The sequence below is a fragment of the Paenibacillus sp. OK060 genome (assembly GCF_900101205.1).
GTDB lineage: Bacteria > Bacillota > Bacilli > Paenibacillales > Paenibacillaceae > Paenibacillus > Paenibacillus marchantiae.
The window spans coordinates 124,725-151,664 of the sequence record NZ_FNFR01000012.1; the positions used below are offsets into that span (position 1 = coordinate 124,725).

Consider the following 26,940-nt stretch of genomic DNA (forward strand, 5'->3'; position numbering starts at 1 on the left):
GTATCCTTCACGCAATGAAGTCTATCCCAAAGCGAGAATTTCAAGGAACATTTACTGGACCGGTGGGTTGGAATTGCACACTTTATTGATTTGCCGTGCATATTTGCTGACTGTGGCAGCTGATATGCCATACCGGTCGGCTATGCTTTGGTAGGTCACTGGACGACTATGAATTTTAGCAGCCAGATATTCCAATCCCGCAGCCAAGCCTTCAATTTGCTTCGTGCCAGGCACCTCCAGGTGTACGCGAGATACATAGTCGGTCCACAACCGCTCCATTTCTTGCTGCAATTCGGCTTTGGCTTCAGACATCTGTAACGCACGGTCCACGACCGCCTGCCAATGCGAAGAAGCTTTCGTCTCCGTTTGTTCCGTCATCGACTCGATCTTCGGAATAGTGCGTTTGCTCAACGCAGTTAGCGGTCGCAGAACAGGAGAATCATCCTGCTTAGTTCCTTCTGAACCAAGACCGTTTAATACGGAACGAGCTGCTTCCACCAGATCCTGATCTTCACCAGGTTCCTCGATAAAGGATTGCAGCGCCTGCTGCACCTCGTAATCACCAATCATGCCAAGAGCATGAATGACCTGGAGCTTAGTTGCCCGATCCCCATGTCGCAACGCCCAGAAGAAAGAGGAACGGATCAAGGGATCATTTTTCATCTCTTCAGGTATGCCGTTGCCATAGTTCTCCCATTGTCTGAATTGCTCGTCAAATGGCAGATGATAGTGATAACTTAGTTTCTCCGGATCTTTCTCTCCCTGTCTCACAGCCTCAAGACCCGACAGATAGTACCGGGATACTTCCGAACCTGGATCCAGCTTGCCTACATGACGCCACAGACGTTCAGCGGAATCGTAACGTTCGGTATTATAAGCTGCGACTGCTGCATAATGTGCGAGAGCTGGGTCCGCAGCAGTTTCTTCATCCTTCAACAGGCGACGGAAATGTACATAAGCCGTATCATGTTGACCTAGGATACCCATCGTGGTAGCCAGTTTGTAGACCTGTTCGTGCTGGAAAGGCACGATGACACGCAATTTTTTGATCAGAAGCAGCACTTGGTCGGCTCGATTCTCGTTCTGATGAAAGATCGCCAGATTACACAGTGCATGCAAATTACCAGGCTCCTGCTCCAGTACCTCGGCAATCGTCTCTTTCGCCTTGGGAAACAGCCCCATATAATAATAGGCAAGCGCCAAGTTGTTGCGAGCAGCCAAATAATCAGGATACTCGGGTGACATGCCTTCCAACAGCTCAGCCGCCTGTGCAAACTTCCCTTGTTCCAACAATTCCCGCGCCTGATCGTGTTCTACGACACCCTTACGTGATTTGATCCGGTTCAGTTTGGCTGGTCGATCCAGCTCGTAGTAAAGAAGCTCCATCATCTCTTCGGCTTCCGTCATAAACTGACCTTGGGTGTCCTCCTCCAAATACGTAACAAGCGCTTGCTCAGCTTCTTCAAACCGATCCATATTCGCATAATTGTTCGCCATGTAGAAATAACATTCCGTCATGGACGGATCTACCACGTCGAGCACATGCGCAAGAACGGCATTGGAAGCCTCGTAATCCCCCTTCTCTGATAATATACCCGCCATATTACAATGATTCACCGGATTTTCCGGCTCATATTCAACAGCTTTACGAAAATATTTTAATGCCTTGTCGACGTGATTACGGTCCAGCGAGCGGACAGCTCTCTCAAAAAAGAAAGAAGCATCCAAGTGAATCGGTATTACATTGGCAAGGTGTCCCTCAGCCCGCAGTAGCTTGCCCTTCATCTTCCAAGGCACCTCCTCTTTGCTTTCATTCATACTCTCCAGTATACCACATCTTAAGGCCCACTTCTCAATATGTAGTTTCATGTCGTTTATGCCAAAAATGCGCAAAAAAAAGATGACACCCCCTCATCCCTTTCGAATGAAATGTCATCTTTTTGCTTCATGTACTCTTCCTTATAGAGAGATTCATCAGAATTACAGCTTCAACGCCATGGATGGCGAAAGAGAGATATGAACTGTCTTGTGGAAAGGGGTCATAAAGTTAACCAGTACAACCTTACACTTATTTGGCAGCTTTGCCTCACGTACGGTTGCTGCCAAATGCCCTACCTCGCCTCCGGTCAGCTCAATCCAGTCATCTCCACAGGAATAACGCAATGTGCCGCTCTTCCACAGATAATGGCCTTCATCTGTCTCAAGCAATTCCCCCTGGGAAAGCTCGCCCTCGCTGCCGAACACGAAAGACAGCTGCACCATAAGCTGCTCCGGCTGCTCTCCCGCCAGCTTCAGGGTCCAGCCATTTTCCGTTCTTAATACTTCCGTCTGTACAAGGAACGTCTGTTCATGGGTGAGATCTCGACTCTGATGGGGCAACAAATACCACGGACTGATAGCTGTTCCCGCCGTCTCAGGCAGTTGGCTATCCGGGATCGGGCCGTAATAGCCTTTCCTCTGTTCGCCCGTCAGACGGTAACCTGCTGGCAATCGAGACATCTGCTGCATCGGCACATACCCTGGATTAAAATAGGAGGCCAACTGAACGGCCAGCAGACGTACGGCACCATGACGAAGGGCAAAGAATGAAGGCACCTCCGTCATTACAGTCGCACTTGTATTACCGGAACGAATACGTGCTACAGGTGCGCCGAAGTCCGTATGCAACCGGCTGTGCGAGATGTGTCCATGATGACCTGCCGAATCCATTCGCTGTAAATAGCCCTCCCGCACAAATCGTTCGTTCAGTATGATCTCGTACCGCTCAGGCAGCTGTTCCCGTGCCTTACCAGCCTGCTGCTGAAACTCAGGCTCCAGCAGCAGCCGAACGAGCGCATTGACCGAGCAGACGCCGGGATCTGTTAACATTTCTCCAGCCCAATCGGCCATGCCGGCAAAGATCGGATCACCGTCCAACCGAGCCATAATGGCATACGGCAAGTAATACGGTGATAAATCATGCACGCTCCCCAGATCCTGGCGACCTGAGTATTCTGTAACAACCTCACCTGTTGGATGTACAAGATACACCATCATACGAAGATTGAGTCTCACCGGGTCCAGCAATTCGGGACGGTTCAACAGGCGTGCCGCATGAATCAGCATGATGTCGCTAACCGCGCTGTAGATTCCGTTGCTTCGTTCAGTCCACTCCCCATCAGGCGTAATATCCATACCTTCAGCCAGCCACTGCTCTGCACGCTGCACAGCTTCCTCCAGGTCAAACAATTGATGCAGGAAACCGAGCGCCGCGCATAGCACCCAGCGATGATTCGGCGTATGACAGCCTCCAGTCAGCAAGACTGGAATAGTTCGTTCCAGAAACAGGCGTATATTGTCCAGCACAGGTTGCAATGGCTCCCAGTCTTGCTGCTGAAGAAGTTGATATAACTGGGCATATCCCACGACAAGAAATGCGGTATCCGGCGGAGAATGGGAATTGGTCCAACCGGGGGATATGGAGCCGTCTCCATGCTGATTACGGATTACGTACTCCGATGCAAGCAGCAGACGATTTAACAGATCTTCATCCCGATAATAGATCGAATCCGGATTGGCGAGTGCTGCTCCCCAGTAACACATGTCCGTAGGTGTTCCGGTCGTATGGTTGACCCAGGCGATACCTGTAGAGGGGTCAATCGTTCCTCCATAATAGCGGCTGTCCGGATCAAGCACTTGCCGGGATATCCCTTTTTGCACTGCTCTGTCATTGCTTTCCACCAGTTGTCTGTACATGTCTAGTCCCTCCAAACAAATGCCGATGAACGGAATATTCGGCGCAATAATTCTTGTCATCTGGTTAATCACGATTGGCTTAAGAAAACCTATGATCAGCCCTTAACAGCTCCAAGCATCGCACCGCTAACAAAATATTTTTGCAGCCATGGATAGACGAGCAGAATCGGTACGGTTGCAAAAATAACGGTGGCCGCCTTGAGACTTTCCGGGGTTAATGGAGCGCGGTTGGCACCTTCCATCTGTGTGAGCTCACTCACCATGTTGTTTTGCACCATTTGGAACAGTTTGAGCTGAAGTGGATACAGCTTAGGATCATTAATGTACATCAGGGAATCCTGAAAGCCATTCCAGCGGCCAACAGCATAGAACAACGCCAAAGTTGCCATGACTGGCATCGACAGCGGTAATATGATTTTCAACAAAGTGTGCAGATGTGAACTGCCATCAATTTCAGCCGACTCTTCCAGACTTTCCGGTATACCATTGAAAAATGAGATCAGGATAATCAGGTTAAACGGACTGACCAGACCTGGCAGAATTAGCGCCCACGGCGAATTAAGCAAGTGCAGGTCACGAATGAGCAAGTACTCAGGAATGATCCCCCCGCTAAAGAACATCGTAATGATGATCACGTACATGAAGAGCTTGCGGCCCTTCATTTTTTTCTTGGTCAACGGGTATGCAGCTGCGATTGTGAACACCATGCATAACACCGTTGTCACAATCGTTAACAGGGTCGTATATCCCAAGGAATACAGCATCGAATGATCGGAGAACACCTTAACATACGCATCCCAATTGAACTCCTTAGGAAAAATGGTGACTTCACCCGATGTAATGGCACGATTGGAGCTTAATGATATGGCAATCGTGTGCAGAAACGGAGCGAGACAGAACACGACGAACAAGCTAATAAACAGAATGATAACGGTATCAAAAATCCGGTTTGAGGTGCGTTCACTCATATGCGCACAACTCCTTTACTGATGGTATACATATAAAGCAGCTAAGCGTACCTTCTGTTCTTTTAAAGAATTCCTTCACCTGTTGTCTTTTTCGATATATAGTTCGAACCGAGTACAAATATAAGTCCCACGACTGCCTGGAACAGTCCAACGACGGTTGCCAGCGTATATTGTCCCGATTCCAGCCCGACCCGGTATACAAAGGTACTGAGCACATCAGAATATTCACGCACTGCCGTGTTCCCGATAATATAAGGACGATCAAATCCGATGCTGACCATATGTCCCAAATTAAGAATGAGCAGAGTAACAATAGTAGGCTTGATGCTTGGCAGGGTTATATGCCAGATTTTCTTCAGCCGTGTCGCTCCATCAATCTCTGCCGCTTCGAACAATTCCTTATTAACACCCGTCAGCGCAGCCAGATATAGAATCGTTCCCCAGCCTGCACTTTGCCAGACACCTGTGAACAGGTAGGTCACAAGCCACGGGTTTTTCTCCGTCAAAAATGGAATCGGATTTAAGCCCATACTTTCAAGTACACCGTTTACCATACCGGATTGGTTACCGAATAACTGGTACACAATTCCCCCAATAATGACCCACGAAATAAAGTGAGGGATATACAGAATCGTCTGCGATATTTTTTGAAACCATTTAAACCGGATTTCATAGAGCATGATGGCTAATATAATGGGAGCAGGAAACGAAACGATCAGATCAAGAAAATTCAGCATAAAGGTGTTGCGCAACGTGGTGTAGAAATCTCGCATCCCGAATACCTCGCGAAAGGCATCAAAACCGATCCACTCACTGCCGTTAATACCTTGAAAAAGATTAAAATCTTTAAATGCGATCTGAACGCCATACATCGGTCCGTAGCGAAACACCACGAAATAGATGAGGGGCAGTGAAATCAACGCGTATAATTGCCAATACCTCTTCAAGTATGCGGTCAAGTCGGTCTCCTCCTAACAACGAAGAAACACTGTGCCGCCTTAACCTCAGCCGACGGCACAAGTCCCTTCATAAATGATCCGATATCAAGCTTGTGTAAGTTGGATTACTTTGGATTCGTACGTTCACACATATCTCCGACTGCTACTTAGCAGCAAGCTCCTGAACCGCTTGATCCAGTTCCTTCTTCAATTCTGTGCCGCCCAGGGACATGAAATCATTCATTTCCCGTTCATACACTGCGTCGAATTCTTCCGGTTTAGCCATTGCTGTTTTTACGATAATGACATTAAGCTTATCTTTGAGCGCCGTGCTGTACTTCATCTCTGCCTGAATCGGTTTGTCAAAAATGATGGGTCCTACCGTATCGGTGTTAGCAATATCAATCGACTGTTTAAGCATTTCCTGATTATTTTGGGGGAAGCCCATGATCCATGCTTTTTCGTTGGTAGCCTGATCACCGATATTTTTACCATTTGAGATAATAGCTGTATCCCCTGCGTTGAACAGGCGATCCTTCGCTTCCTGTGAAGCATCCTCTTTGACAACAGGAATTCCGTCTACCAGATCGTAGTTCTCTCCTTCCACGCCGCTGTAAATATCAATCAGGTTATTGTCTGATGCCATCCAATCCAAATATTTGATTGCTTCCACCGAACGTTTGCTGCTCTTCGGAATCATGATGTACATGCCGTTTGAACCGTAACGGGATTTGATATGTTTGTTGTCTACGTTTGCGTTGGTGTACGCATCAACCGGAAGCACTTTACTGCCCTGCGTATTTTTAAGCAAGTTATCCAGAGTGCCATCTGCATAGAAAATAGCGTCGACATCCTCAGACCAGTAGCCGATGTTTCCGTTCTGTACATCCTTCACCAGTTGGGCCTTATCTTCATCCAAACTGAAGTCCTTGCTGATCAAGCCTTCATTGTACAGCTTGTTCATGAACTTCATGGCATCCTTGAAGCCCTCATGGAGAGGCAATTCATAACGTTGTGCATAAGTCAGATCTCCGCTGATCGGCTTGATGAATGAGTAGATCAGCGTTTCGAACTGAGCTGGCGCCAGTGCCATTCCCATTGGAATGTTTTTGCTGCCAAGTCCACCAGGGTCTTTATCTTTAAATGCTTTCAAAGTGGTATACAATTCATCCGTCGTCTTCGGTACTGGCAATCCCAGTTTATCCAGCCAATCCTGACGAATATAAGAGCTATATCTGCCTGTGATGGCACGTTTGCCAGGAACTGCGAACTGCTGGCCCTCTAATTGACCAAACTTAAGGGTGTCCTCGCCAAGGAATTTTTTCAGGTTAGGTCCGTATTGATCAATCAACTCTCCCACATCAGTCAGACCGCCTTGTTCGGCGTAACGATAAAATACACTTGAGTCATAAACAAATACAATATCCGGAACATCCGTATTACTCGCCATTAGGACATTCAGCTTGGTTACTTCCTCCGAGCGCTGAATCGGTACGAATTGTATATCAATGTTATTCGGATCGCCGAACCGTTCCTGGATCAGTTTGGACAAATAGTTATTCGTAATGGTATAAGGTGAAGGACTATTCCCGCGGTCAAACACCTCCACTTTTAAAGTGACACGCTCGCCATTGCCTGATGCACTGCCTTCTGATTCCTGATTCGATGCAGATGAACAGCCGGCTAGCAAGGAAACTCCCATTACCATAGTAAGCGCCAATCCCATCCATTTCTTTAGACTCCCTTTGGTTGCTTTTCCTGTCATTTTGTCATCTCCTTAGCATTGCGTGAATGTTTAAAGCTTGCCCAGAGTATTCCACATCTTTCCGCGCTCTGGCAATAAACTCGTTTCGGAAACGCTTACATATGGATAATGGTTTATCCCGAGCGACGATTTTCGCAGACTGACTATATTCGTAAAGAACCCGAAAACAGGCGTAAATCAAGGATTTCTTGCATAAGCGCAAGCTTCCAAGACGGAATATAGGTTTACACTAGCAGCAAAAAAGGCGGACTCCTACATGGCTTCTCCTGAGAAAAACCTGCATGAATTCCACCCTGTGCTTAGCACGGTATAATACGTAGCATGAGCCTTTGAATTACGACTCGGAATCGTGATGTTCACGTTTCATACGGCGATAGTCTCCCGGTGTAATACCCTCAACCCGTTTAAATACACGTCCCAAGGTAATTCCATTGGCATACCCCACCTTCAAGGCAATGTCCTGTAGGGAAAGATCCGTACTCCGCAGAAGACGCTCCGTTTCCTTCATCCGCAATTCTGTAAGAAAGTCTACAAACTTCATATTGAACTCTGTCTTGAACAAATAACTTGCATGTTTGCCGGTAATCTGGAATCGATCGCTCAGATGTTTCAGCGAAAGATCAGGATTCGCAAACTGTTCCTCGATATAGTTTTTCATTTCATTGACCATCGCTTTGTAGCTCTTGGTTTCAGTTACCGACACATAAGTTCTGAACAAGTCCGTCAGGTCATCAAACAGAATGTCTTTGACACCTTCAAGTGTCTCCGCTTCTTTCATCAGCATCAACCACTTGTTTATGTTTTCCTCCGATAATTTCTCCTGCAGCTGTTCGGACATGACCGCTACTTCCCGGCTGAGCATCTGTAGCATCGCCTGAATCAAGGAGTGAATCTCATCATCTGGCAGCTTATCACGTTCAAAAGCCGTGAAGATCTCCTCCAGTTGATCACGCCACTGACTGCTCGACATCCGAAACCGTTTAACAAAATCAGCAATCATCTGCAAATAGGTATAGGTATCAAGTAGCTGCTGCTGAGTTTCTCCATATCCAGCCAGAGCGACATCACCGTCTCTCAGTAATCTGCGGTGCATCACAGTCTCAGCCGCTACGTATGATTCACGAATAGCCTTGATGCCCTCCGCGATCGGTCCGATACCGAAACTCAATGATATACGCAGATTCTGCTCAACCCAGGATCGGCATTCCTCCGCAACTAAGCGAATTTGCTCCGTCATATCCGGGTTACCATCTGTGGACAGGAAAAGGATCGCAATCTGATCCGAGCTGACCCATTCCGTCCAGCATTGCATACCCGCATTGCGTGAGAGCTCCTGCAGCACATTCATTAACGCAAATTTGAGTGTATTCTGCTCACCTCTCGTAAACCGTTCCTGGAATCCCTTCTCATATCGGTTGATTTCGCCAACCACAACAGCGAAGCATGACGAAGTATCCACGCCAGTTAACGGGGAAAGATCCTTTAATCGCTCTACCGCATGATCCAGATTCTCCCCATTCAGTAGATCGTTAAATAGTTTGCTGCGCTGCAGCAGCACGTTTTCCCTGCTCTTTTTGTCCGAATCCATCATATGGTTTATTAGGTTTTCCAACACGCCATCAATCAATTTCATCTCATCGGTCCGTGAGCCCGATTGCTCCAGCACCCGAATCTGATGGGCTTCAATCCGATTCATAATAATCTGGATGGGTTTATAGTTGCGACGAGTGATATAGATAATATAGACGATCGCACAAATGACGGTAACAACAGCAATAATCACCCATACATAGGAAACCACCGAGACCCAACCATATAAGTTCCCCTCCTTGATCCCACTGGAGATCGTCCAACCCAATCTTTCCAGCGAAAGGGTGTTCAGCTCTTGGCCTTCTACAGCACCTTCACGATCTGAATGCGCATCGTACACAACCTGACCGCCACGGTCAAGAATGCTCATGAAAGAAAGCTGTCCATTAACCATACTATCAATGCTCTGCTCGATGCTACTCATCTTGATATTAATGACAAGCACCCCATCAGAGCCAAATGGCAAGGGCATATCCTTATCTACCGTCAACACCCGAATAGGCGTACGCTGATTAACTCCTGCATCGTATTCCCTGACAGGCTGCCAGCCTGAAGTAAGAGAACCAGAGTCGATTCGGTCGATCCATGCCTTGTCTGAAAAGCTATCTACCTCCTTAGAGCCGCTTGATGTTAAAACGCTTTCATTTTTCTTGTCATACAAATAAATGGATTGGATCCAAGGGTTGGAACTCGTCAGCTCACGCAAGTTTTGAGCAATGCTATACACGGTCTCTTTGCCCACCTGGTTCTGGCTATTAAAATAGTACTTATAGGCCTGCTCACTCTGCACCGCTTCCATAACCGACAACTCAATATCCCGGATCGTCCGGTCCAGACTGTCCACCAAATAGCTGGAGGAGATACGGTCTGCTTTCCTTGTTTCTTCCCTGGAGATGTCATTAATGAAAACAAAAGCGATAAAAATGAGTACGGTCATGGTAAGAAAGAAAATAGGAAAATAAGAAAACAGTAAACGATAATACCAAGTCCGGGACAATAGACCCCACTCCTCACTCCACGACACCGTTGTATAATAGCCGTGGTTCTACTGTTCATCACATCAGTTACATCTCTGGGATTGAATTCCCTATATACGCAGCCATAAAATCAATTTTAAGTTATTATAGCACAAGCCCCCAGGCAGCAAATGAGTAATCAATTCCCTCTTTCTCCTTAACTCATCCGCATCTCTATCCTAATCCATCATAAAAAAATAAAAACCGTGCTGAGCAGCAAACTACTCAAACACGGCACAATACACCTGAATTCGCACAGATCTGTGCTGCATGATTAAATCCCTGAATCTTTAAACAGCGTCGCCATGGAGCCACCATCCACAATAATGCGAACAGCACGTGCAAGCATTGGAGCTACGGGCAACACTTTGAAGCATTCTGGATGGTCATCCGGCAGTGCGATGGAGTCTGTGACTACCACCTCGGCTATAGACGGGTGATTGAGCTTACTTAATGCTCCATCAGAGAACAGACCATGTGTTGCACATACATATACGTTTTTGGAGCCTCGCTCCTTCAGCCCTTCAACAACATTGAGAATTGTCGTTCCGGTATCGATCAGATCCTCAATAATAATTGGAGTTCGACCTTCAACATCCCCAATAACGTGCGTAATGATCGATTCATTGTGGCTTGGCCGCTTTTTGATCATAATGGCAAAAGGTGAATCCAGACGATTCGCCAGTTTCTCTGCCATCGAGGCTCGTCCCGCATCAGGGGAGACAACTACCGGATTTTCAATCCCTTTACTCAGCAAATAATCACTGATGAGATCCAATGATGTCATGTGATCCACAGGAATATTGAAAAACCCTTGAATTGCCGCTGCATGCAGATCAATGGTAACTACCCGGTTTGCCCCAGCAGTAGTTAACACATCCGCAACCATCTTGGCCGAGATCGGCTCACGCGGAGCAGACTTGCGTTCCTGACGGGCATATCCGTAATAAGGAACAATAATATTTACCGTACGGGCAGAAGCCCTTTTGGCTGCATCAATCATGACGAGCAGTTCTACGAACAACTCATTGATCGGATGAGATAATGATTGAATCAGAAACACATCACAGTTGCGGATCGTCTCTTCGTAGTGAACGTATATTTCTCCGCTCTTGAACCGGGACAGTTTGATCTTGCCTAGTTGTACACCCAGCTTGTCGCATACCTGTTCTGCCAGCTTAGGGTTCGATGAACCGGAAAAAATACGTAACGAATGCTGCATAATGCCCTCCCGAGGGTTGAAGTCCCAATATAATCCTTTATCAGTCTAAAAGTGAATGTTCAAAAAGACCGGTTTTCAGTACCGAGAAGATGGGATAAAGCTAGAAATGGAGTAGCGGAGCGTAGGCAAAACTACGTGAGCAACGAACATTTCGGCTGAATTCCAGCTTCGACGCTGATGATGCCATTAGGCATCCTTCGTAATCAAAAGCGGACTTTTTTGAACTACCTCTAAAAAGGTTATTTCCTACCCTCATTATACTCCACTACCTTATACATTTAAAGAAAGGAACGAGCGCTGTCGACCTTCAAAAACGGCTACCTCCGTACAGCCCAGCTCACGCAAGAGCGCCTCGGCCTCAGGCAGATAATCGCCTAGCTTCAGCGGATCATGTGCATCGGAGCCAAGGGTCAGCGGAATCCCCAATTGAATGGCCTCTGTTAACATCCTGCGACCAGGAAACATCTCTGCGCATGGCTTCGATAATCCTGATGCATTAAGCTCCATGGCACAGCCACTTTTCGCGATAGCTTGCAGCGCCGCATTCTCCAGATCTATACGCTCTTCAGTCTGCTCTGGTGCCGGAGTGAAGCCAAAGCGCTTGATCACATCTGTATGACCCATAATATCGTACATTCCCGTCGCTGCCGCTTTGCTCACAGCATCATAGTACTGACGATAGACTTCTAGTACGTCTTTCCCTTCCCAATGATGGGTCTGGCGAAAATCCGTAATGTCCCATTCCCCGAGAAAATGGACCGATCCAATCACATAGTCCCATGGATACCGCTCAATAATGGCCCGAATTTCTGTCTCCCAGCCTTCGATATAGTCGCCTTCGAGGCCGACACGCACATCAATCTGACCACGGTAGCGCTCTTTCAGAGAGAAACACTCTTCCACGTAACGCGGCAGCTCGTCCATAGGCATTGCCATCTCAGGATAATAGTGAACAAGGTCTACATGCAGCAAAGGCATGTGATCCGACAGCCCAATCTGCGACAAGCCAATCTCCACCCCACGCTGCACATAAGCCTCCAGCTTGCCAACCGCATGACCACACCGCTCATGGTGTGTATGATAGTCTATTAGCACAGGCTCGCCTCCTAATCGCGGCGAGGCCGCTCGTGGCGACGGCTCAGCTCTGACATGATGTCATCCAGCGGCAGCTTGCGCTCTTGCAACAGAACGAGCAAGTGGTACATCAGGTCACTGACCTCAAGACGAAGCTCGTCATTGTCTTTATTTTTGGCGGCAATGATCGTCTCGGACGCTTCTTCACCGATTTTTTTCAGAATTTTATCAACGCCTTTATCGAACAGGTACGTCGTATATGCACCTTCCGGACGCTCACGTTCACGCTCTGCAATGACCGATTCCAGTTCAGCCAGTACTTCAAAACGGCTTTCGGAGCTGGCACTTGCAGTCGTTGCAATAGAATCACCTGAAGTCTGATTTGCTGATTGCTCTGGCAAGCCCACGATTTCATTATGGAAACACGTCACTGCTCCGGTGTGGCAAGCAGGTCCGTTCGGCTTCACTTCAACCAGCAAGGTGTCACCATCACAATCGTATTTCAATGAAGTAATCGTCTGTACGTTACCTGAAGTTGCGCCCTTGTGCCACAACTCTTGACGCGAGCGTGACCAGAACCACGTTTCACCGGATTCCAGCGACAATTTTAGGGATTCCCGATTCATATAAGCCATCATCAGAACTTGACGTGTCTCTGCATCCTGCACAATGGCAGGTACCAAACCATCGCTCCAGCGAATGTGTTCCACAACCTGCTCCAAGGATAACTGCTCCTTAATCTCATTGCTTACATTAGTCACGGATCTCCACCCCTTGCTCTCTCAAATGTTGTTTTAACGCCGGAACGGCGATTTCTTTGTAATGGAATATCGTTGCTGCTAGACCTGCGTCCGCTTTGCCTGTAGTGAAGACATCATAGAAATGGGATTCCTTGCCTGCACCGCCTGAAGCAATGACCGGAATACGTACCGATTCGGATACCGCTGCAGTCAGCTTCAGATCGAATCCGTCCTTCGTTCCGTCCGCGTCCATGCTTGTCAGCAGAATTTCGCCAGCGCCTAAGGTCTCCGCCTGTTTAACCCAATCAAGCGCCTTAATTCCTGAAGGTTTACGTCCACCATGCGTGTACACTTCCCATTCGCCCCAAGCCTCATTATACTTGGCGTCTATTGCAACGACGATACACTGGGAACCAAAGCGGCGTGCTCCGTCTGCAATCAGCTGAGGATTAAGCACAGCTGCGGTATTTACCGCAATCTTGTCCGCTCCTGCACGCAGAATGCGCTTCATGTCTTCCACCTTGGAGATCCCTCCACCTACGGTAAAAGGAATGGCGATCTCGCCTGCGGTTTGCCGCACCACTTCTTCCATCGTTTCGCGGCCTTCCACCGAAGCGGAGATATCGAGAAACACCAGTTCATCCGCACCCTCGCGGTCATACAGCGCCGCCAACTCCACCGGATCACCCGCATCGCGGAGATTGACGAAGTTAACGCCTTTGACAACCCGGCCGTCCTTCACGTCCAGACAAGGAATGATTCTTTTTGCCAGCATGCTCCTCTTCCTCTCTCCTGATGATCGCATACCTGTATAAGTTCAACTTAGAATATTCACACTAGCCACTCCGATGACAGAACAACCTTACGAGCGCTGTTATCCCCAGATTTTTTGATCCTTTCTTAAAGGGAAAATCCGGGGATAAAGGCGAACGTTTCACTTCTTCAGGTTATTTCTGTCCTCTCCGTTATCGTGCCAATGTTTATTTGAGCCTATATAGTATCGCTATTATTTACCGCACGTACCGCTTCGGAAAGATCAATACTACCAGTATACAGCGCTTTACCTACGATTGCTCCTCCGACACCATCTTCCGCATGCTTGCTTAAACGAAGCAGATCATCCATGACACTAACTCCCCCGGAAGCAATCACCGTACGGCCACTCGCCTTCGCAAGAGACACGATCGCTTCCACGTTAGGACCCTGCATCATGCCATCACGGGAGATGTCTGTGAAGATGAAGGTTTCGGCACCAAATGCCGCCAGCTCCTTCGCCAGTACCTCAGCTTGAACTTCCGATGTCTCCAGCCACCCGCGTGTCGCCACATAGCCATTGCGTGCATCAATGCCAATAGCTACTTTGTCTCCATACCGTCCAAGTACTTCTTCTGTAAAGGCACGATCTTCAATAGCGGCTGTCCCGATAATAAGACGACTTACACCGAGACCCAACAAACGTTCTACATCAGCCACTGTACGAAGACCTCCACCTACCTGAACAGGCACGTTCACGGCCGAAGCAATACGCCCGATCAGCTCATCATTCACGGGATGACCTGCTTTTGCACCGTCCAGATCCACCAGATGAACGTATGTACCACCTTGCTTCTCCCAGGAAAGAGCAACTTGAACCGGGTCATCGTTATATACCGTCTCCTGATTGTAATCTCCCTGCACAAGTCTTACACATTTGCCGTCCCGGATATCAATTGCCGGATATATGATAAAAGATGACATACAAGGCCTCCTGAATATATTCATATTTGTGCTCTATATAAGATTAGCTACGTATTATTTTATAAGGATGGAATTAAAAAATCATATGATCGCTGATTATGATTACGCCTTTGATCCAGTCAACGCCAGGAAGTTTCCAAGCAGCTTCATACCCAGCTCTCCGCTCTTCTCCGGGTGGAACTGCATACCGAAATTGGAGCCTCTGCCAACAATCGCCGTAACCGGATGTCCGTAATCCGTTACTGCCAATAGATCGCTCTCTACGTCCGTACGTGCATGATATGAATGGACAAAATAGACATGACTTGCCTCAAGCCCCGCGAATAGCGGATTTTCCGGGTGCAGGAACTGCAATCGATTCCAGCCCATATGTGGAACCTTTAGTTCTCCCGGTGCAAATCGCACCACTTTACCCGGCAAAATATTCAATCCTTCATGCTCGCCATGCTCCTCACTTGAGCTGAACAACAGCTGCATGCCCAGACAGATCCCGAGCAGCGGTGTTGGTCCAGCTGCCGCTTCCTTCACCACAGCGTCCAAGCCACTCTCTCTCAAGTGCACCATGGCATCGCCAAATGCACCTACACCTGGCAATATCACACCATCTGCACCAAGAATCGCATCCCGGTCACCTGTGACCAGCGCTTCGTAGCCAAGACGTTCGACCGCTTTGCCGACGCTGTGCAGGTTCCCCATACCATAATCGACAATTGCAATCGCCATCGTCTACAGCACTCCCTTCGTGGAAGGCACACCCGTTACACGTGGATCAATCGTTGTTGCCTCGTCCAGTGCACGTCCCAATGCTTTGAAGATCGCCTCGATCATGTGGTGTGTATTTTGTCCGTAGTGCACGATAACGTGCAATGTAATGCGCGCTTCCAGCGCCAGTTTCCACAGGAACTCATGTACCAGCTCGGTTGAGAAGCTGCCCACTTGCTGAGATGGGTATTGTGCGCGGTACTCAAAGTGAGGGCGGTTGCTGACATCGATGACTACCTGAGCGAGAGCCTCATCCATAGGCACAAAAACACTCGCATAACGTTTGATGCCCCGCTTGTCACCCAATGCTTCACGAAGGGTCTGTCCCAGACAGATTCCGATATCCTCCACCGTGTGGTGGTCATCAATATCAACATCGCCGCGCGCCTGTACGTTCAGATCGAATTGTCCATGCTTTGTGAACAGATCGAGCATATGATTCAGGAAAGGTACGTCCGTTTCAATCTCGGATTGCCCGGTTCCATCTACGGCAAAAGAAAGCTGAATGTTCGTTTCATTTGTTTTGCGGTCTACCTCTGCCTGACGTACAGCACCCTTATTCTGAAGGTCCAAACCATTATTCTGCTTATCCATTATCCGATTCCGCCTTTCCTTCCTGTTCTAACCGTACAGCGATCGCACGGGCGTGTCCTTCGAGCCCTTCATGCCGGGCCAGCTCTATAATAGCCGCTCCATTTTGGAGCAACGCTTCCTTGCTGTAATAGATCAAACTTGATTTTTTGATAAAATCATCCACATCCACAGGTGAGCTGAATCGTGCCGTTCCATTTGTCGGAATAATATGATTCGGTCCCGCAAAATAATCCCCTACCGGCTCCGAGCTATACGGGCCGAGGAAGATCGCTCCGGCATTCTCAATCCGGCCAGCGTAAGCCATGGGCTCCTGCACCATGATCTCCAGATGCTCCGGTGCGAGCCGGTTCACCACATCGATTCCCTCATCGATGGAATCGACCACAATAATTGCGCCATACTGCTCCACGGAAGCAGCAGCGATATCACGCCGCGGCAGCACTTCTAGCTGCTGCCGCACTTCGGCCTGCACGGCTTCCGCCAGCACGGCCGAGGTTGTGACGAGAATGGCCGATGCCATCTCGTCGTGCTCCGCCTGCGACAACAAGTCGGCGGCGACATATACCGGATTCGCCGTATCATCGGCGAGCACCACAATCTCACTCGGCCCGGCGATACTATCGATATCGACTGCGCCATAAACCTCACGCTTCGCGAGCGCCACGTAAATATTGCCCGGTCCACAGATCTTGTCGACCGGGGCAATACTCTCCGTGCCGTAAGCGAGGGCGGCGATTGCCTGAGCGCCGCCAACTCGGTACATTTCGCTCACGCCTGCTTCCGCAGCAGCCACGAGAATGTACGGGTTAATACCTTCACCGCCATTTGTTGACGGCGGCGTCACCAAAACAATCTCCGGCACGCCAGCCACCTGTGCCGGAATCACATTCATCAGCACCGACGAAGGGTACGCTGCTTTGCCGCCAGGTACATAAACGCCGACCCGCTTCAGCGGTCGGATTACCTGGCCCAGCAGACTGCCGTCCGGCTGCCAATCCATCCATGAGTTGCGCTTCTGCTTCTCATGAAACGCACGAATGTTAGCGGCGGCCTGACGGATCGCCGTCACAAAGGAAGGCTCCACAGCTGCATAGGCTGCTTGCAGCTCTTCCTGCGGCACGCGAAGCTCCGCAGCCGTCAGCTTCGTGCGATCCAGCTGCTCTGTGTAACGCAACAGTGCCGCATCTCCTTCCCGGCGAATGTCGCTGACAATGCGCCGTACCGCTTCATTTTGCTCAGGTGTACCGTATTCCACTTCCCGCTTCAAATCAAACTCCCGTGCAGGTACAATTTTCATGAGTACAACCTCCCTATCCCTGTATAACCTGTGATACCTCTAATATCCGTTTATGCTATATGATCAATCATCGATTAGTTACTTCTGCTCCATCTTACATGCTTGATTTATCCCCGAAAGATCCCCGAAGACACCTCATTCGAGGCTGGAATGACCTGTTGGAGAGCATCGCATAATGCTTGAATCCGTGCATTCTTCATCCGATAGCTGACCCGATTGGCAATAAGGCGGCTTGTGATATCCAGAATACCCGTCATCTCCACGAGTCCATTCTCACGCAACGTCTGGCCAGTCTCCACCAGATCGACGATTCGATCTGCCAAACCGATCAGCGGCGCCAGTTCGATGGACCCGTTCAGTTTGATTACTTCCACCTGCTGTCCTTGCTCGCGGAAATATTGGGAAGCGATTCTCGGGTACTTTGTTGCCACTCGCTGCTGAATGCCAGGTGTCCAGTCCGGTAGTCCAATAACAGACATGCGGCACTGGGCGATTCCCAAGTTCAACAATTCGTATACGTCCCGATTTTCCTCAAGCAGAACGTCTTTACCCACTATGCCAATATCCGCTACTCCATACTCCACATACGTTGGCACGTCTACGGGCTTCGCCATGATGAACTCCATCCCCGCTTCCGGCACTTCGATGACCAGCTTGCGCGTATCGTCCACGTCTTCCGGAATATCAAGCCCTGCTTCACGGAACAGTTTGGAGGCTTTCTTATAGATTCGGCCCTTCGGCATAGCTACCTTCAAAATATCCGACATCTTAGCGTCCCCCTCCATTTTCAGATCCGTACGTGATAACCTGCTCAGCCTGGATTGACTTGTTGCCTGTTAGAGCCTCTGCCCCATCTTTAGGAAGGAGGTATGTTACTACATTCTGACCAATGCTGCGTAGTCTCGCCGCCTCTGTTAGAGCCTCAGCCCGGTGTTCCGAAGTATATTGAATAAGTACAGGCTTCTTCTCTTCCATCGTAATTCCATGAACACCATCGATAATTCGGTTTGTTTTGAGTGCAAATCCTGTAGCCGGTAATGAACGGCCAAACTGCTGTAACAGATTATCATATCGTCCGCCACTGCATACCGGGGATCCAAGCTCTGCCGCATACCCTTCAAACGTCATGCCTGTATAATAGGAGAAATCACCAATCATCGTCAGATCAATCAGCACATGCTCAGAAACACCGTACGCTTCCAACACTTCGAATACTGCACAGAGATGTGCAATGGACTGTGCTGCTTCAGTACTTGAACTCAGCTCTGCTGCGTGTGTACATACTTCTTTACCGCCACGCAGACGCAAAATAGCTTCAAGCTGCTCCTTCAGTTTCGGTTCCAGATTCAATGCTTCAATGGATTGGCGATAGCCGACATAATCACGTCCCAGCAATCCTTCTTTCAACTGTTCCTGTTGTACCGTTTGACCCGGAATGACTTCTTCCAGTAACCCGTTCAGAAATCCCATATGACCCATCGCAATTTTAAAGGAAGACACACCCGCTGCCTGCAAAGAAGCAATCGCAAGTGCTACAACTTCTGCATCTGCTTCTGGCGAATCATCACCGACAAGCTCTACACCTGTCTGGAAAAATTCCGCCTCACGTCCTGCTTCCTCTTCAATGGAACGAAACACATTCGCATGATAGGACAAACGCAGAGGAAGCTTCTCATCCTTTAATAGAGAAGAGACCACCCGTGCAATCGGAGCTGTCAAATCTGATCTTAGTACCAGCGTAGTCCCGCGACTGTTCAATAATTTAAACAGCTTGCGATCCGATGTGGAACTAGCTACACCTACGGTATCGTAGTATTCAATCGTTGGCGTAATGATTTGACGGTAACCCCAGCGTTCCATGCATTCCAGTACATTCCGCTCAATGGTTCGCAGCTTGGTCACCACATGTGGTGTATAGTCACGAAAACCTGTCGGTTTTTCAAAGCCTTTTGGTTTGGACATTGGTATTATTCACCCCGAGTCAGTAATTTAAGATTGGTAGACGTTCTATTTCAACAGGATTTATGTAGTGTAAATCCCCATTCTATCTTGTAACCTGAATTTTTATTGTTGCTGCCAGGCAACCTTCAGAAAATGTTTAGTAAGTGTTCTTCATTTCTGCTTAACTATACTTAACTTTTGTCCCTTTTCTTTAACATGGTAAAGTGCTAACAAACTAAAGGATATGGGATATGATAACATGAATGACTATCCATCGTCAACAATACAGCCCCTTTGGGGGGCTTGTACTATATCCTCCATTTTGATCCCAATGCTGAACATGAGTCTAACTATTTGTATACGAAAAAAGCTGCCATCAGCAGCTTCCTTACTCCAGTCAATTCGACTTATTGTTCTTCCCCTGACTGAACCCATTCAGGTTAATTTTCGTCCGTGTATTCTTTGCGATGATCTTTTGCAGATATATCCGTAGGCCGTCTCGGCCGTCTCCCAAAATCATTTGTTTTCATCAGCCTTTAAGACAATCTCCTCCGCCGAAGCATTCGAGCGAGACAGATCACGAAGTGGATTCCCTCCTACAAAAGCCCCCGGAGCTACATCCTTATGAACAACTGCTCCTGCTGCTACTACCGCACCGTCTCCAATGGTCACACCCGGCAGGATGGTTGAATTAGCACCGATCAATACATTTTCCCCAATAATCACCTCACCGAGTCTGTACTCTTTAATAAGATACTCGTGAGCCAAGATCGTGGTGTTGTAACCAATCACGGAATTTTCGCCTACCGTAATTTTCTCCGGAAAGAACACATCAACCATCACCATCAAACCAAATGCCGTATGTTTACCCACCTTCATGCCAAGCATGCGACGATAGATCCAGTTCTTGACCGATAGAATCGGGCAGTACCGTGACAACTGAATCCAGATAAAATTACGCACGCCTTTCCACGGACTCACTGTCTTGTAGATATGCCAAAGTGCGTTATGACCTTCTACGGGATAGCGGGTTACTTTTCTCATGAACGTTCCGTTTCAATCAGCTTAAGCAAGTCCTTCATGTCGTGCAAAATGTAATCTGGGTTATAGCCGCTCAATACGGCCTCTCCCTTAAGGGACCAGGCTACGCCTGCCGCAAGCGCACCCGCGTTCTGTGCCGATTGAATATCGACAGGGCTGTCACCCACCATCAATGTTTTGGACGGATCTGCACCCAACTCTTCGATCGCCTTTAGCACCGGTTCAGCATGCGGTTTGGGATTGGTTACATCGGTAACTGTTACAATCGATTTCATATACTTCAACAGGTCGAAACGCTCCAGCACTTTAAGAGTAGATGGACGAATCTTCGTCGTGACAACACCCATCACAATTCCTGCCTCATGAAGAGCCTCAACAACCTCAATCACGTGAGGAAACGGCTGAACCATCGCCTCATGATGAACGTCGTTGTACGCCCGATATCCTTTGACATACTCCGCAACATCCTCTTTCCCAGAAAACGTACGCATCTGATTCTCCAGTGTTCCTCCCATATGAGGAATGATCTGTTCGCGTGTCCAAGGGGTAGATAACTGCAAATCCTCCATTACATGAAGGAAAGAGTTAATAATTAGTTCATTCGTGTCGATAATCGTTCCATCCAGATCAAACAAAACCGTGTCAATCATGTTGCATTACTCCTTTTTCTCTTCAGCTTGCTTCAGATCCTCTTTGGTCGAGACTGGAGTTACCGTGTCCTCTTTGCCTGCAACCGGGCCTGTTTGCACCATATCATCCGATGATTCTGAAGGAACCTTGGAAGATACAATAGGATCGCTATAACGTACATCTGCCTTGCCTGTCATTCTTCTCACGACGATGAAGACTACCGCAACAACAATGATCCCAATAGCCAGCAGCTGCGAAATTCTTACGTTACCGTAGGCTGGATCAAGATATCCTTGCTCGAAGCCCATAGCTGTCATCGGTGACCATAATCCATTAACCATGGAGGCAACCCATTGCGGAGCCTGGAATCCCAGACTGTCGGTACGCAGCGCTTCGATAAAGAATCGACCGATCGAGTACCAGATAAAATAGGACATAAACAGCTCACCAGCACGCAGGAACTTCTGACGACGAAGCACCAGCAAGATGACCAGACCAACAAGACTCCACATCGATTCATACAAAAATGCAGGATGATGGAATACACCTTCCACGTTCATCTGATTAACGATAAAGTCTGGCAAATGAAGCTTGTCTCTCAAAAATGATTCTTCTACAGGACCGCCATAGGCCTCCTGATTTACAAAATTACCCCAGCGTCCGATCATTTGTCCAACGATCAATCCAGGTGCACAGATGTCGGCCATACGCCAGAAATTATACCCTTTACGACGGAAGAAAATGACTGCACATATGATCGCACCAATCAGTGCGCCATATATGGCGATACCACCATTCCATATTTTAAAGACATCCCAGAAATTATCCTTATAATCGTCCCATCGAAATGCCACGTAGTATATGCGGGCACCGATAATGGCAGAAGGCACACCAAGCAGAACCATGTCCATGAACACTTCCTGCGGAATGTTATACCGTTTGCCTTCCCGGATGACGAGCAGCAAACCTACAAGCGCCGCTGTACCGAGAATAAGCCCGTACCAGTGAACCTTTAACGCTCCGATGGAGAACGCTATCGGGTTCAACAGTAATAATGTATCCATTCATTCACACTCCTATAAATTGACTCATTCACAAGCATGACCAACTGCTGTATGTCTCCAACGCTCTATAAAGGAGTAAAACACATCAACAATTGGCCTTTAATCATATAATAGATCCTTCTCTTCTTAGTCCATGTCTTCCATATCTTCAGAGATCGTTGCTGTCAGCTTATTCGTAAATTGCAACGCAGCATTCAGCCCCATCTGTTTCAAGCGATAGTTCATTCCCGCTACTTCAATGATAACAGCCAAGTTCCGCCCCGGACGAACAGGAATCGTTACAAGCGGTACATCTGTGTCAATGATGCGTGTCGTCTCTTCATCCAGGCCAAGACGATCATATTGTTTATCCTGCTGCCAAGCTTCCAGACGAACAACCAGTGTAATCCTTTTGTTATTACGAACCGCACCCGCACCGAACAATGTCATTACGTTGATGATGCCGACACCACGGATCTCAAGTAGGTGACGGATCAATTCTGGCGCAGTTCCGTGCAGCTGGAAGTCTGATGTCTGACGAATTTCTACCGCATCATCGGCAATCAATCGGTGACCACGTTTCACCAGTTCCAGTGCAGTTTCACTCTTACCAATGCCACTGCTTCCGGTGATTAACATGCCTACTCCATACACATCACAGAGTACACCGTGAATTGTTGCTGTAGGCGCCAGTTTCTTCTCCAGAAATCCAGTAATCCGGCTGGACAGAATCGTTGTAGCCATGTTGCTGCGAAGCACAGCAAGGTTCTGTTCTTCACTGATGTCAATCAGTTCCTGTGGCACTTCAAGTCCCCGGGTTACTACGATACATGGCGTTTCTTCCGTACAAAGGCGCTGCATCCGATCACGGCGCTCATCTTCTGGCAACATTGCAAAAAAGGCCAGCTCTGTTCTACCAAGCAGCTGTACCCGTTCTTGTGGATGATATTCAAAATAACCGGCCATTTCCAGACCAGGACGGTTTAAATCGTCTACAGTAATGACTCTCTTCAGTCCGTGAGATCCAGAAACAACCTCCAACTGGAATTGTTGTACCAATTCAGATACTTTCACTTTTTTCGCCATTTGTCTCTTCCTTTCAGCATTCGCTGCCCTCTATGTACATCAGCATTAGCGTCATTCCATTGCATTAATAGCGCATTCATGTTGTTTGTTACAGCATCTAACCTTCAAATTATCTTAAATGAATTCCGGGATGAATGCAATCTTGGCTTCCACCCGTGTATGAGTAAAAAAGCCCCTTCCAGCAATAACGGAAGGGGCTCAGATTACAATGTATGATTGCGTTAACTGATAGATTCTATCGTTACCGATGAATCTCAGTACTATTAGTCTTGAAGAAGAACGTTTGCTTCAGTCTCTTTGTCAAAGATATGAACTTTGTTCATGTCAATTGCCATTTTAACTGTAGAACCATCACGAGTGTTGGAACGTCCGTCTACACGTGCGATTGTAGTGTCGTTACCTACACCGCTCAAGTAGAGGAGCATTTCGTGACCCAGGTTCTCTGTTACGTCTACGTGTGTAGAGAATACAGAGTTCGGGGATGCTTCCAGGAATACTGGCTCTTCGTGAATGTCTTCTGGACGAACACCCAGAATGACTTCTTTACCAATGTATCCTCTTGATTTCAGCACTTGTGCTTTACCTTGTGGGATTTCAACGTCCACACCAGGAGCTACGAAATGCATGCTAGCACCTTGCTCAGCCAATTTACCCGAGATAAAGTTCATTGTCGGGGAACCGATGAAACCAGCTACGAACAGATTAGCAGGGAGGTTGTAAAGCTCTTCCGGAGAAGCAGCTTGTTGGATGATACCATCCTTCATAACAACGATTCGATCACCCATTGTCATTGCTTCGATCTGGTCATGCGTTACGTAGATAACGGTTGTTTCCAAACGTTTCGCAAGTTTAGTGATCTCAGCACGCATTTGACCACGCAATTTTGCATCCAAGTTGGAGAGAGGCTCATCCATCAAGAACACTTGTGGATCACGGACGATCGCACGTCCCAGAGCGACACGCTGACGTTGACCACCGGACAATGCCTTAGGTTTACGCTCAAGCAAATGCTCGATATCCAGGATTCTAGCTGCTTCACGTACACGTTTGTCGATCTCATCTTTTTTCACTTTACGCAATTTCAGACCAAACGCCATGTTTTGGTATACGCTCATATGCGGATACAAGGCATAGGATTGGAATACCATCGCGATATCGCGGTCTTTAGGAGCAACATCATTAACGACGCGGTCACCGATATAGAGTTTACCTTCAGAAATTTCCTCAAGGCCTGCGATCATACGCAGTGTTGTTGATTTACCACAACCGGACGGACCTACCAGTACCAGAAACTCTTTATCTTTAATGTCCAGGTTAATATCAACTACTGTTGCTTTATCAGAACCCGGGTATTTTTTGAAAATATGCTCTAAACGTACACCAGCCATGATTGTTGCCTCCTCAGAGATCATTTTGTAATCGAATACATTTTGTAGTTTTATATTAACCCATTTGCATGATGTTTGACTATTCGCAAACTGCACAAAAATATCAAAGCTTTTTCGTCACTTTGTACATAAGCAATAAAAGTCGCACCAGAACAGCACTTTCGAAGTTTCTAACATCATATCCAATCTCCTGTTTGATCTTATCCAAACGATATACCAAGGTATTTCGATGAATAAAGAGTCGCTTTGCCGTCTCGCTGACATTACAATCGAGATTGAAGAAGGTCTCCAGTGTAGCCAGTGTTTCACTATCACTAAACAACACAGTGCCTTTCCCCGTTTCCTGTATAAAACGAAGTCGCTGTTGCACAGGAATACTATCTACCAAACGCTCAAGGTGCAGATCCCAAGGAAGATGAATGTGTTGCACGACATGGAAAGCTCTGCCCAAGTGAACACTCTCTTGAAGAAGTGCCGTGACAGAAGATAGCTGTTTTGCAGGGATACACGGTAAGGATGCGGACAAATGAAATACACCCGCCCATTCACTGGCTACCAATTCATAGAGCCCCTGACAGAAGGCATTCAATAAATCTTTTCTGGCTTCCGTCGTATCCTCTTCAGCTTCGCCTGTGACAATCTGTTCATCACCCAGAAACACCCACTCCTGCGCTCCCACAGGAATCAGTATAATCTCTTCACCGAAGTAACTTTCGAGTAACTTGTTCAATTCCTTCGAACGAATACGATGAGCATCAGGTGTCTCACATTGCAGCAAAAATGGGATTTTCTCTGTGTTCAATTCTCCATCCAATGAAAAATGATCCGGAATAGGTTCCTGCTGAACTCTTTGCTCAACCTGTTTCCGAAGCCACTGTCCCAATTCAGCAAGCTGTTGTTCTCTATCGTTTTCATATATCACAGGCTGTTCTTCATCTAACGATTCCCTATGACTAGTAATGAGAAGTTCAATTAAACGCTGTACTTCGAGCGTAACGGCATCAACAGAGCATCCCCAATATAAAACAGTACCTTCTTCCTCGTTCATCCCGATTTTAAAATATATTTGGTCTTCTGTACGCCAACTGCTTACATCCTTTGCTAAACCATCCATCATCTCATCATCACGTAAGAAACCTTCGGCCTCTTTTGTAAGAGTATTATGAGCCACTGGAACAGTTCTACGGTGAGCTGAGCTCAATCCATATTGATTCCATTCTTCTATAGTTATCACGGATTCGTCCAATGTAGTACCTATAATTGCTTCGATTTGTTTTTTTAGATCAGGTATGAGCTTCATATAATGAACGCCACCACTCTGCTTTTTTTCTATTATTTTATCATATCTTGCGCAGCATCGCCTTTTCAGTCTTTATCAGAGTTTCCATATTATTAATTTATTTATCTATAACAAAAAAGAGTGATTAATCAAATTAATGATCAATCACTCTTTTTCAAAAGATGAGTCATGAAGGGCTCGAACCTTCGACACCCTGATTAAAAGTCAGGTGCTCTACCAACTGAGCTAATGACTCGAAAAAACTGGTGGAGGATGATGGATTCGAACCACCGAACCCGTACGGGAGCAGATTTACAGTCTGATGCGTTTGGCCGCTTCGCTAATCCTCCAGAATTATATGGTGGCTCGGGACGGAATCGAACCGCCGACACGAGGATTTTCAGTCCTCTGCTCTACCGACTGAGCTACCGAGCCTTATTTAATTTTTAGATTAATGGCGGAACCGACGGGATTCGAACCCGCGATCTCCTGCGTGACAGGCAGGCATGTTAGGCCAACTACACCACGGTTCCAGGCATTAATGGTGCCGGCGAGAGGACTTGAACCCCCAACCTACTGATTACAAGTCAGTTGCTCTACCAGTTGAGCTACACCGGCGTATATGGTGGAGGCTGAGGGGATCGAACCCCCGACCCTCTGCTTGTAAGGCAGATGCTCTCCCAGCTGAGCTAAGCCTCCTGGGTAATATGGTAGCGGCGGAGGGGATCGAACCCCCGACCTCACGGGTATGAACCGTACGCTCTAGCCAGCTGAGCTACACCGCCATATTAATAATATTGATCTTGATTGCTTGTCCATCTTAAGGTAAAGATGGCGGAGAGAGAGGGATTCGAACCCTCGCACCGCTTACGCAGTCTAACCCCTTAGCAGAGGGTCCCCTTATAGCCACTTGGGTATCTCTCCAAATAGAGAATCATGAACAATGCTTACAAGGATTGCTCCCTGAAAACTAGATCCGAAACGAAATGTGCGATTTACAACTTGCATATTGGATAAGCCCTCGACCGATTAGTACTGGTCAGCTCCATGCATTGCTGCACTTCCACCCCCAGCCTATCTACCTCGTCGTCTTC

Annotated in this window: 22 protein-coding genes, 8 tRNA genes and 1 rRNA gene; all 31 read right to left on the reverse strand. The window is 47.6% G+C overall.

Annotation, left to right across the window (positions count from 1 at the left end):
• Positions 1-51 precede the first annotated feature (51 nt).
• Entirely contained in the window at positions 52-1,785 is a 1,734-nt protein-coding gene (locus BLS14_RS29745) for a tetratricopeptide repeat protein (RefSeq protein WP_063566503.1), read from the reverse strand.
• A 195-nt stretch (positions 1,786-1,980) separates the two neighbouring features.
• Positions 1,981-3,735 (reverse strand): hypothetical protein, encoded by a 1,755-nt coding sequence (locus BLS14_RS29750; protein WP_090955397.1) that lies wholly within the window; start codon positions 3,733-3,735, stop codon positions 1,981-1,983.
• Between the two features lie 95 nt (positions 3,736-3,830).
• Positions 3,831-4,703 (reverse strand): carbohydrate ABC transporter permease, encoded by an 873-nt coding sequence (locus tag BLS14_RS29755; protein WP_063566505.1) that lies wholly within the window; start codon positions 4,701-4,703, stop codon positions 3,831-3,833.
• A 62-nt stretch (positions 4,704-4,765) separates the two neighbouring features.
• Positions 4,766-5,662 (reverse strand): ABC transporter permease, encoded by an 897-nt coding sequence (locus BLS14_RS29760; RefSeq protein WP_063566506.1) that lies wholly within the window; start codon positions 5,660-5,662, stop codon positions 4,766-4,768.
• A 142-nt stretch (positions 5,663-5,804) separates the two neighbouring features.
• A complete protein-coding gene (locus BLS14_RS29765; protein ID WP_072735756.1) occupies positions 5,805-7,406 on the reverse strand; it encodes an extracellular solute-binding protein in 1,602 nt (533 codons plus the stop codon).
• A 334-nt stretch (positions 7,407-7,740) separates the two neighbouring features.
• Positions 7,741-9,993 (reverse strand): helix-turn-helix domain-containing protein, encoded by a 2,253-nt coding sequence (locus BLS14_RS29770; protein WP_090955399.1) that lies wholly within the window; start codon positions 9,991-9,993, stop codon positions 7,741-7,743.
• A 293-nt stretch (positions 9,994-10,286) separates the two neighbouring features.
• Positions 10,287-11,234: a ribose-phosphate diphosphokinase gene (locus BLS14_RS29775; protein WP_063566509.1), complete on the reverse strand. Its 948-nt coding sequence runs from the start codon at positions 11,232-11,234 to the stop codon at positions 10,287-10,289.
• 270 nt (positions 11,235-11,504) lie between these two features.
• Positions 11,505-12,329, reverse strand: a complete 825-nt coding sequence (gene hisJ / locus BLS14_RS29780) for a histidinol-phosphatase HisJ (RefSeq protein ID WP_090955401.1) — start codon at positions 12,327-12,329, stop codon at positions 11,505-11,507.
• Between the two features lie 11 nt (positions 12,330-12,340).
• Entirely contained in the window at positions 12,341-13,069 is a 729-nt protein-coding gene (hisIE, locus tag BLS14_RS29785; protein WP_064641184.1) for a bifunctional phosphoribosyl-AMP cyclohydrolase/phosphoribosyl-ATP diphosphatase HisIE, read from the reverse strand.
• Complete coding sequence (hisF, locus tag BLS14_RS29790; protein ID WP_072735753.1) at positions 13,062-13,823, reverse strand: imidazole glycerol phosphate synthase subunit HisF; 762 nt, start codon at positions 13,821-13,823, stop codon at positions 13,062-13,064. Before hisF ends, hisIE begins: the two co-directional genes overlap by 8 nt.
• 215 nt (positions 13,824-14,038) lie before the next feature.
• Positions 14,039-14,785 (reverse strand): 1-(5-phosphoribosyl)-5-[(5-phosphoribosylamino)methylideneamino]imidazole-4-carboxamide isomerase, encoded by a 747-nt coding sequence (gene hisA, locus BLS14_RS29795; RefSeq protein WP_090955402.1) that lies wholly within the window; start codon positions 14,783-14,785, stop codon positions 14,039-14,041.
• A 102-nt stretch (positions 14,786-14,887) separates the two neighbouring features.
• Positions 14,888-15,508, reverse strand: a complete 621-nt coding sequence (gene hisH / locus BLS14_RS29800; protein WP_072735752.1) for an imidazole glycerol phosphate synthase subunit HisH — start codon at positions 15,506-15,508, stop codon at positions 14,888-14,890.
• Between the two features lie 3 nt (positions 15,509-15,511).
• Positions 15,512-16,141, reverse strand: a complete 630-nt coding sequence (hisB, locus tag BLS14_RS29805) for an imidazoleglycerol-phosphate dehydratase HisB (protein ID WP_063566514.1) — start codon at positions 16,139-16,141, stop codon at positions 15,512-15,514.
• Positions 16,134-17,438 (reverse strand): histidinol dehydrogenase, encoded by a 1,305-nt coding sequence (hisD, locus tag BLS14_RS29810; RefSeq protein ID WP_072735751.1) that lies wholly within the window; start codon positions 17,436-17,438, stop codon positions 16,134-16,136. Before hisD ends, hisB begins: the two co-directional genes overlap by 8 nt.
• A 107-nt stretch (positions 17,439-17,545) precedes the next feature.
• Entirely contained in the window at positions 17,546-18,205 is a 660-nt protein-coding gene (gene hisG / locus BLS14_RS29815) for an ATP phosphoribosyltransferase (protein WP_063566516.1), read from the reverse strand.
• A gap of 1 nt (position 18,206) precedes the next feature.
• Entirely contained in the window at positions 18,207-19,400 is a 1,194-nt protein-coding gene (locus tag BLS14_RS29820) for an ATP phosphoribosyltransferase regulatory subunit (protein ID WP_090955403.1), read from the reverse strand.
• A gap of 495 nt (positions 19,401-19,895) precedes the next feature.
• Positions 19,896-20,423, reverse strand: coding sequence for an acyltransferase (locus tag BLS14_RS29825; RefSeq protein WP_072735749.1), 528 nt, complete (start codon positions 20,421-20,423; stop codon positions 19,896-19,898).
• A complete protein-coding gene (gene ppaX, locus BLS14_RS29830) occupies positions 20,420-21,070 on the reverse strand; it encodes a pyrophosphatase PpaX (protein WP_063566519.1) in 651 nt (216 codons plus the stop codon). The genes BLS14_RS29825 and ppaX overlap by 4 nt, the downstream gene beginning before the upstream one ends.
• A gap of 6 nt (positions 21,071-21,076) precedes the next feature.
• Complete coding sequence (gene lgt / locus BLS14_RS29835; protein WP_090955404.1) at positions 21,077-22,114, reverse strand: prolipoprotein diacylglyceryl transferase; 1,038 nt, start codon at positions 22,112-22,114, stop codon at positions 21,077-21,079.
• A 126-nt stretch (positions 22,115-22,240) separates the two neighbouring features.
• Positions 22,241-23,179: an HPr(Ser) kinase/phosphatase gene (gene hprK, locus BLS14_RS29840; protein ID WP_063566521.1), complete on the reverse strand. Its 939-nt coding sequence runs from the start codon at positions 23,177-23,179 to the stop codon at positions 22,241-22,243.
• A gap of 263 nt (positions 23,180-23,442) precedes the next feature.
• Positions 23,443-24,567 (reverse strand): ABC transporter ATP-binding protein, encoded by a 1,125-nt coding sequence (locus BLS14_RS29845; RefSeq protein ID WP_063566522.1) that lies wholly within the window; start codon positions 24,565-24,567, stop codon positions 23,443-23,445.
• Positions 24,568-24,670: 103 nt separating this feature from the next.
• Positions 24,671-25,867, reverse strand: a complete 1,197-nt coding sequence (locus tag BLS14_RS29850) for a PucR family transcriptional regulator (protein WP_240321503.1) — start codon at positions 25,865-25,867, stop codon at positions 24,671-24,673.
• A gap of 162 nt (positions 25,868-26,029) precedes the next feature.
• Positions 26,030-26,102 (reverse strand) — tRNA-Lys (locus tag BLS14_RS29855).
• A gap of 8 nt (positions 26,103-26,110) precedes the next feature.
• Positions 26,111-26,196 (reverse strand) — tRNA-Tyr (locus BLS14_RS29860).
• A gap of 9 nt (positions 26,197-26,205) precedes the next feature.
• A tRNA-Phe gene (locus tag BLS14_RS29865) sits at positions 26,206-26,281 on the reverse strand.
• A gap of 20 nt (positions 26,282-26,301) precedes the next feature.
• A tRNA-Asp gene (locus BLS14_RS29870) sits at positions 26,302-26,379 on the reverse strand.
• 9 nt (positions 26,380-26,388) lie between these two features.
• Positions 26,389-26,464, reverse strand: a tRNA-Thr gene (locus BLS14_RS29875).
• A 5-nt stretch (positions 26,465-26,469) separates the two neighbouring features.
• Positions 26,470-26,545 (reverse strand) — tRNA-Val (locus BLS14_RS29880).
• A gap of 9 nt (positions 26,546-26,554) precedes the next feature.
• Positions 26,555-26,631, reverse strand: a tRNA-Met gene (locus BLS14_RS29885).
• A gap of 47 nt (positions 26,632-26,678) precedes the next feature.
• Positions 26,679-26,770: transfer RNA gene (locus BLS14_RS29890), tRNA-Ser, on the reverse strand.
• An 85-nt stretch (positions 26,771-26,855) separates the two neighbouring features.
• A 23S ribosomal RNA gene (locus BLS14_RS29895) occupies positions 26,856-26,940 on the reverse strand; the annotation flags it as partial.

What these genes read in the sequence shown, in the direction of transcription:
- hisB (WP_063566514.1), bottom strand. Translation starts at nt 16,141, where the DNA reads ATGGATAAGCAGAATAATGGTTTGGACCTTCAGAATAAGGGTGCTGTA.
- hisD (WP_072735751.1), bottom strand. Translation starts at nt 17,438, where the DNA reads ATGAAAATTGTACCTGCACGGGAGTTTGATTTGAAGCGGGAAGTGGAA.
- BLS14_RS29750 (WP_090955397.1), bottom strand. Translation starts at nt 3,735, where the DNA reads ATGTACAGACAACTGGTGGAAAGCAATGACAGAGCAGTGCAAAAAGGG.
- BLS14_RS29765 (WP_072735756.1), bottom strand. Translation starts at nt 7,406, where the DNA reads ATGACAGGAAAAGCAACCAAAGGGAGTCTAAAGAAATGGATGGGATTG.
- hprK (WP_063566521.1), bottom strand. Translation starts at nt 23,179, where the DNA reads ATGGCGAAAAAAGTGAAAGTATCTGAATTGGTACAACAATTCCAGTTG.
- hisH (WP_072735752.1), bottom strand. Translation starts at nt 15,508, where the DNA reads ATGGCGATTGCAATTGTCGATTATGGTATGGGGAACCTGCACAGCGTC.
- BLS14_RS29745 (WP_063566503.1), bottom strand. Translation starts at nt 1,785, where the DNA reads ATGAAGGGCAAGCTACTGCGGGCTGAGGGACACCTTGCCAATGTAATA.
- BLS14_RS29775 (WP_063566509.1), bottom strand. Translation starts at nt 11,234, where the DNA reads ATGCAGCATTCGTTACGTATTTTTTCCGGTTCATCGAACCCTAAGCTG.
- BLS14_RS29850 (WP_240321503.1), bottom strand. Translation starts at nt 25,867, where the DNA reads ATGAAGCTCATACCTGATCTAAAAAAACAAATCGAAGCAATTATAGGT.
- BLS14_RS29755 (WP_063566505.1), bottom strand. Translation starts at nt 4,703, where the DNA reads ATGAGTGAACGCACCTCAAACCGGATTTTTGATACCGTTATCATTCTG.
- hisG (WP_063566516.1), bottom strand. Translation starts at nt 18,205, where the DNA reads ATGTCGGATATTTTGAAGGTAGCTATGCCGAAGGGCCGAATCTATAAG.
- hisA (WP_090955402.1), bottom strand. Translation starts at nt 14,785, where the DNA reads ATGTCATCTTTTATCATATATCCGGCAATTGATATCCGGGACGGCAAA.
- BLS14_RS29845 (WP_063566522.1), bottom strand. Translation starts at nt 24,567, where the DNA reads ATGGCTGGTGTACGTTTAGAGCATATTTTCAAAAAATACCCGGGTTCT.
- lgt (WP_090955404.1), bottom strand. Translation starts at nt 22,114, where the DNA reads ATGGATACATTATTACTGTTGAACCCGATAGCGTTCTCCATCGGAGCG.
- hisF (WP_072735753.1), bottom strand. Translation starts at nt 13,823, where the DNA reads ATGCTGGCAAAAAGAATCATTCCTTGTCTGGACGTGAAGGACGGCCGG.
- BLS14_RS29820 (WP_090955403.1), bottom strand. Translation starts at nt 19,400, where the DNA reads ATGTCCAAACCAAAAGGCTTTGAAAAACCGACAGGTTTTCGTGACTAT.
- BLS14_RS29825 (WP_072735749.1), bottom strand. Translation starts at nt 20,423, where the DNA reads ATGAGAAAAGTAACCCGCTATCCCGTAGAAGGTCATAACGCACTTTGG.
- ppaX (WP_063566519.1), bottom strand. Translation starts at nt 21,070, where the DNA reads ATGATTGACACGGTTTTGTTTGATCTGGATGGAACGATTATCGACACG.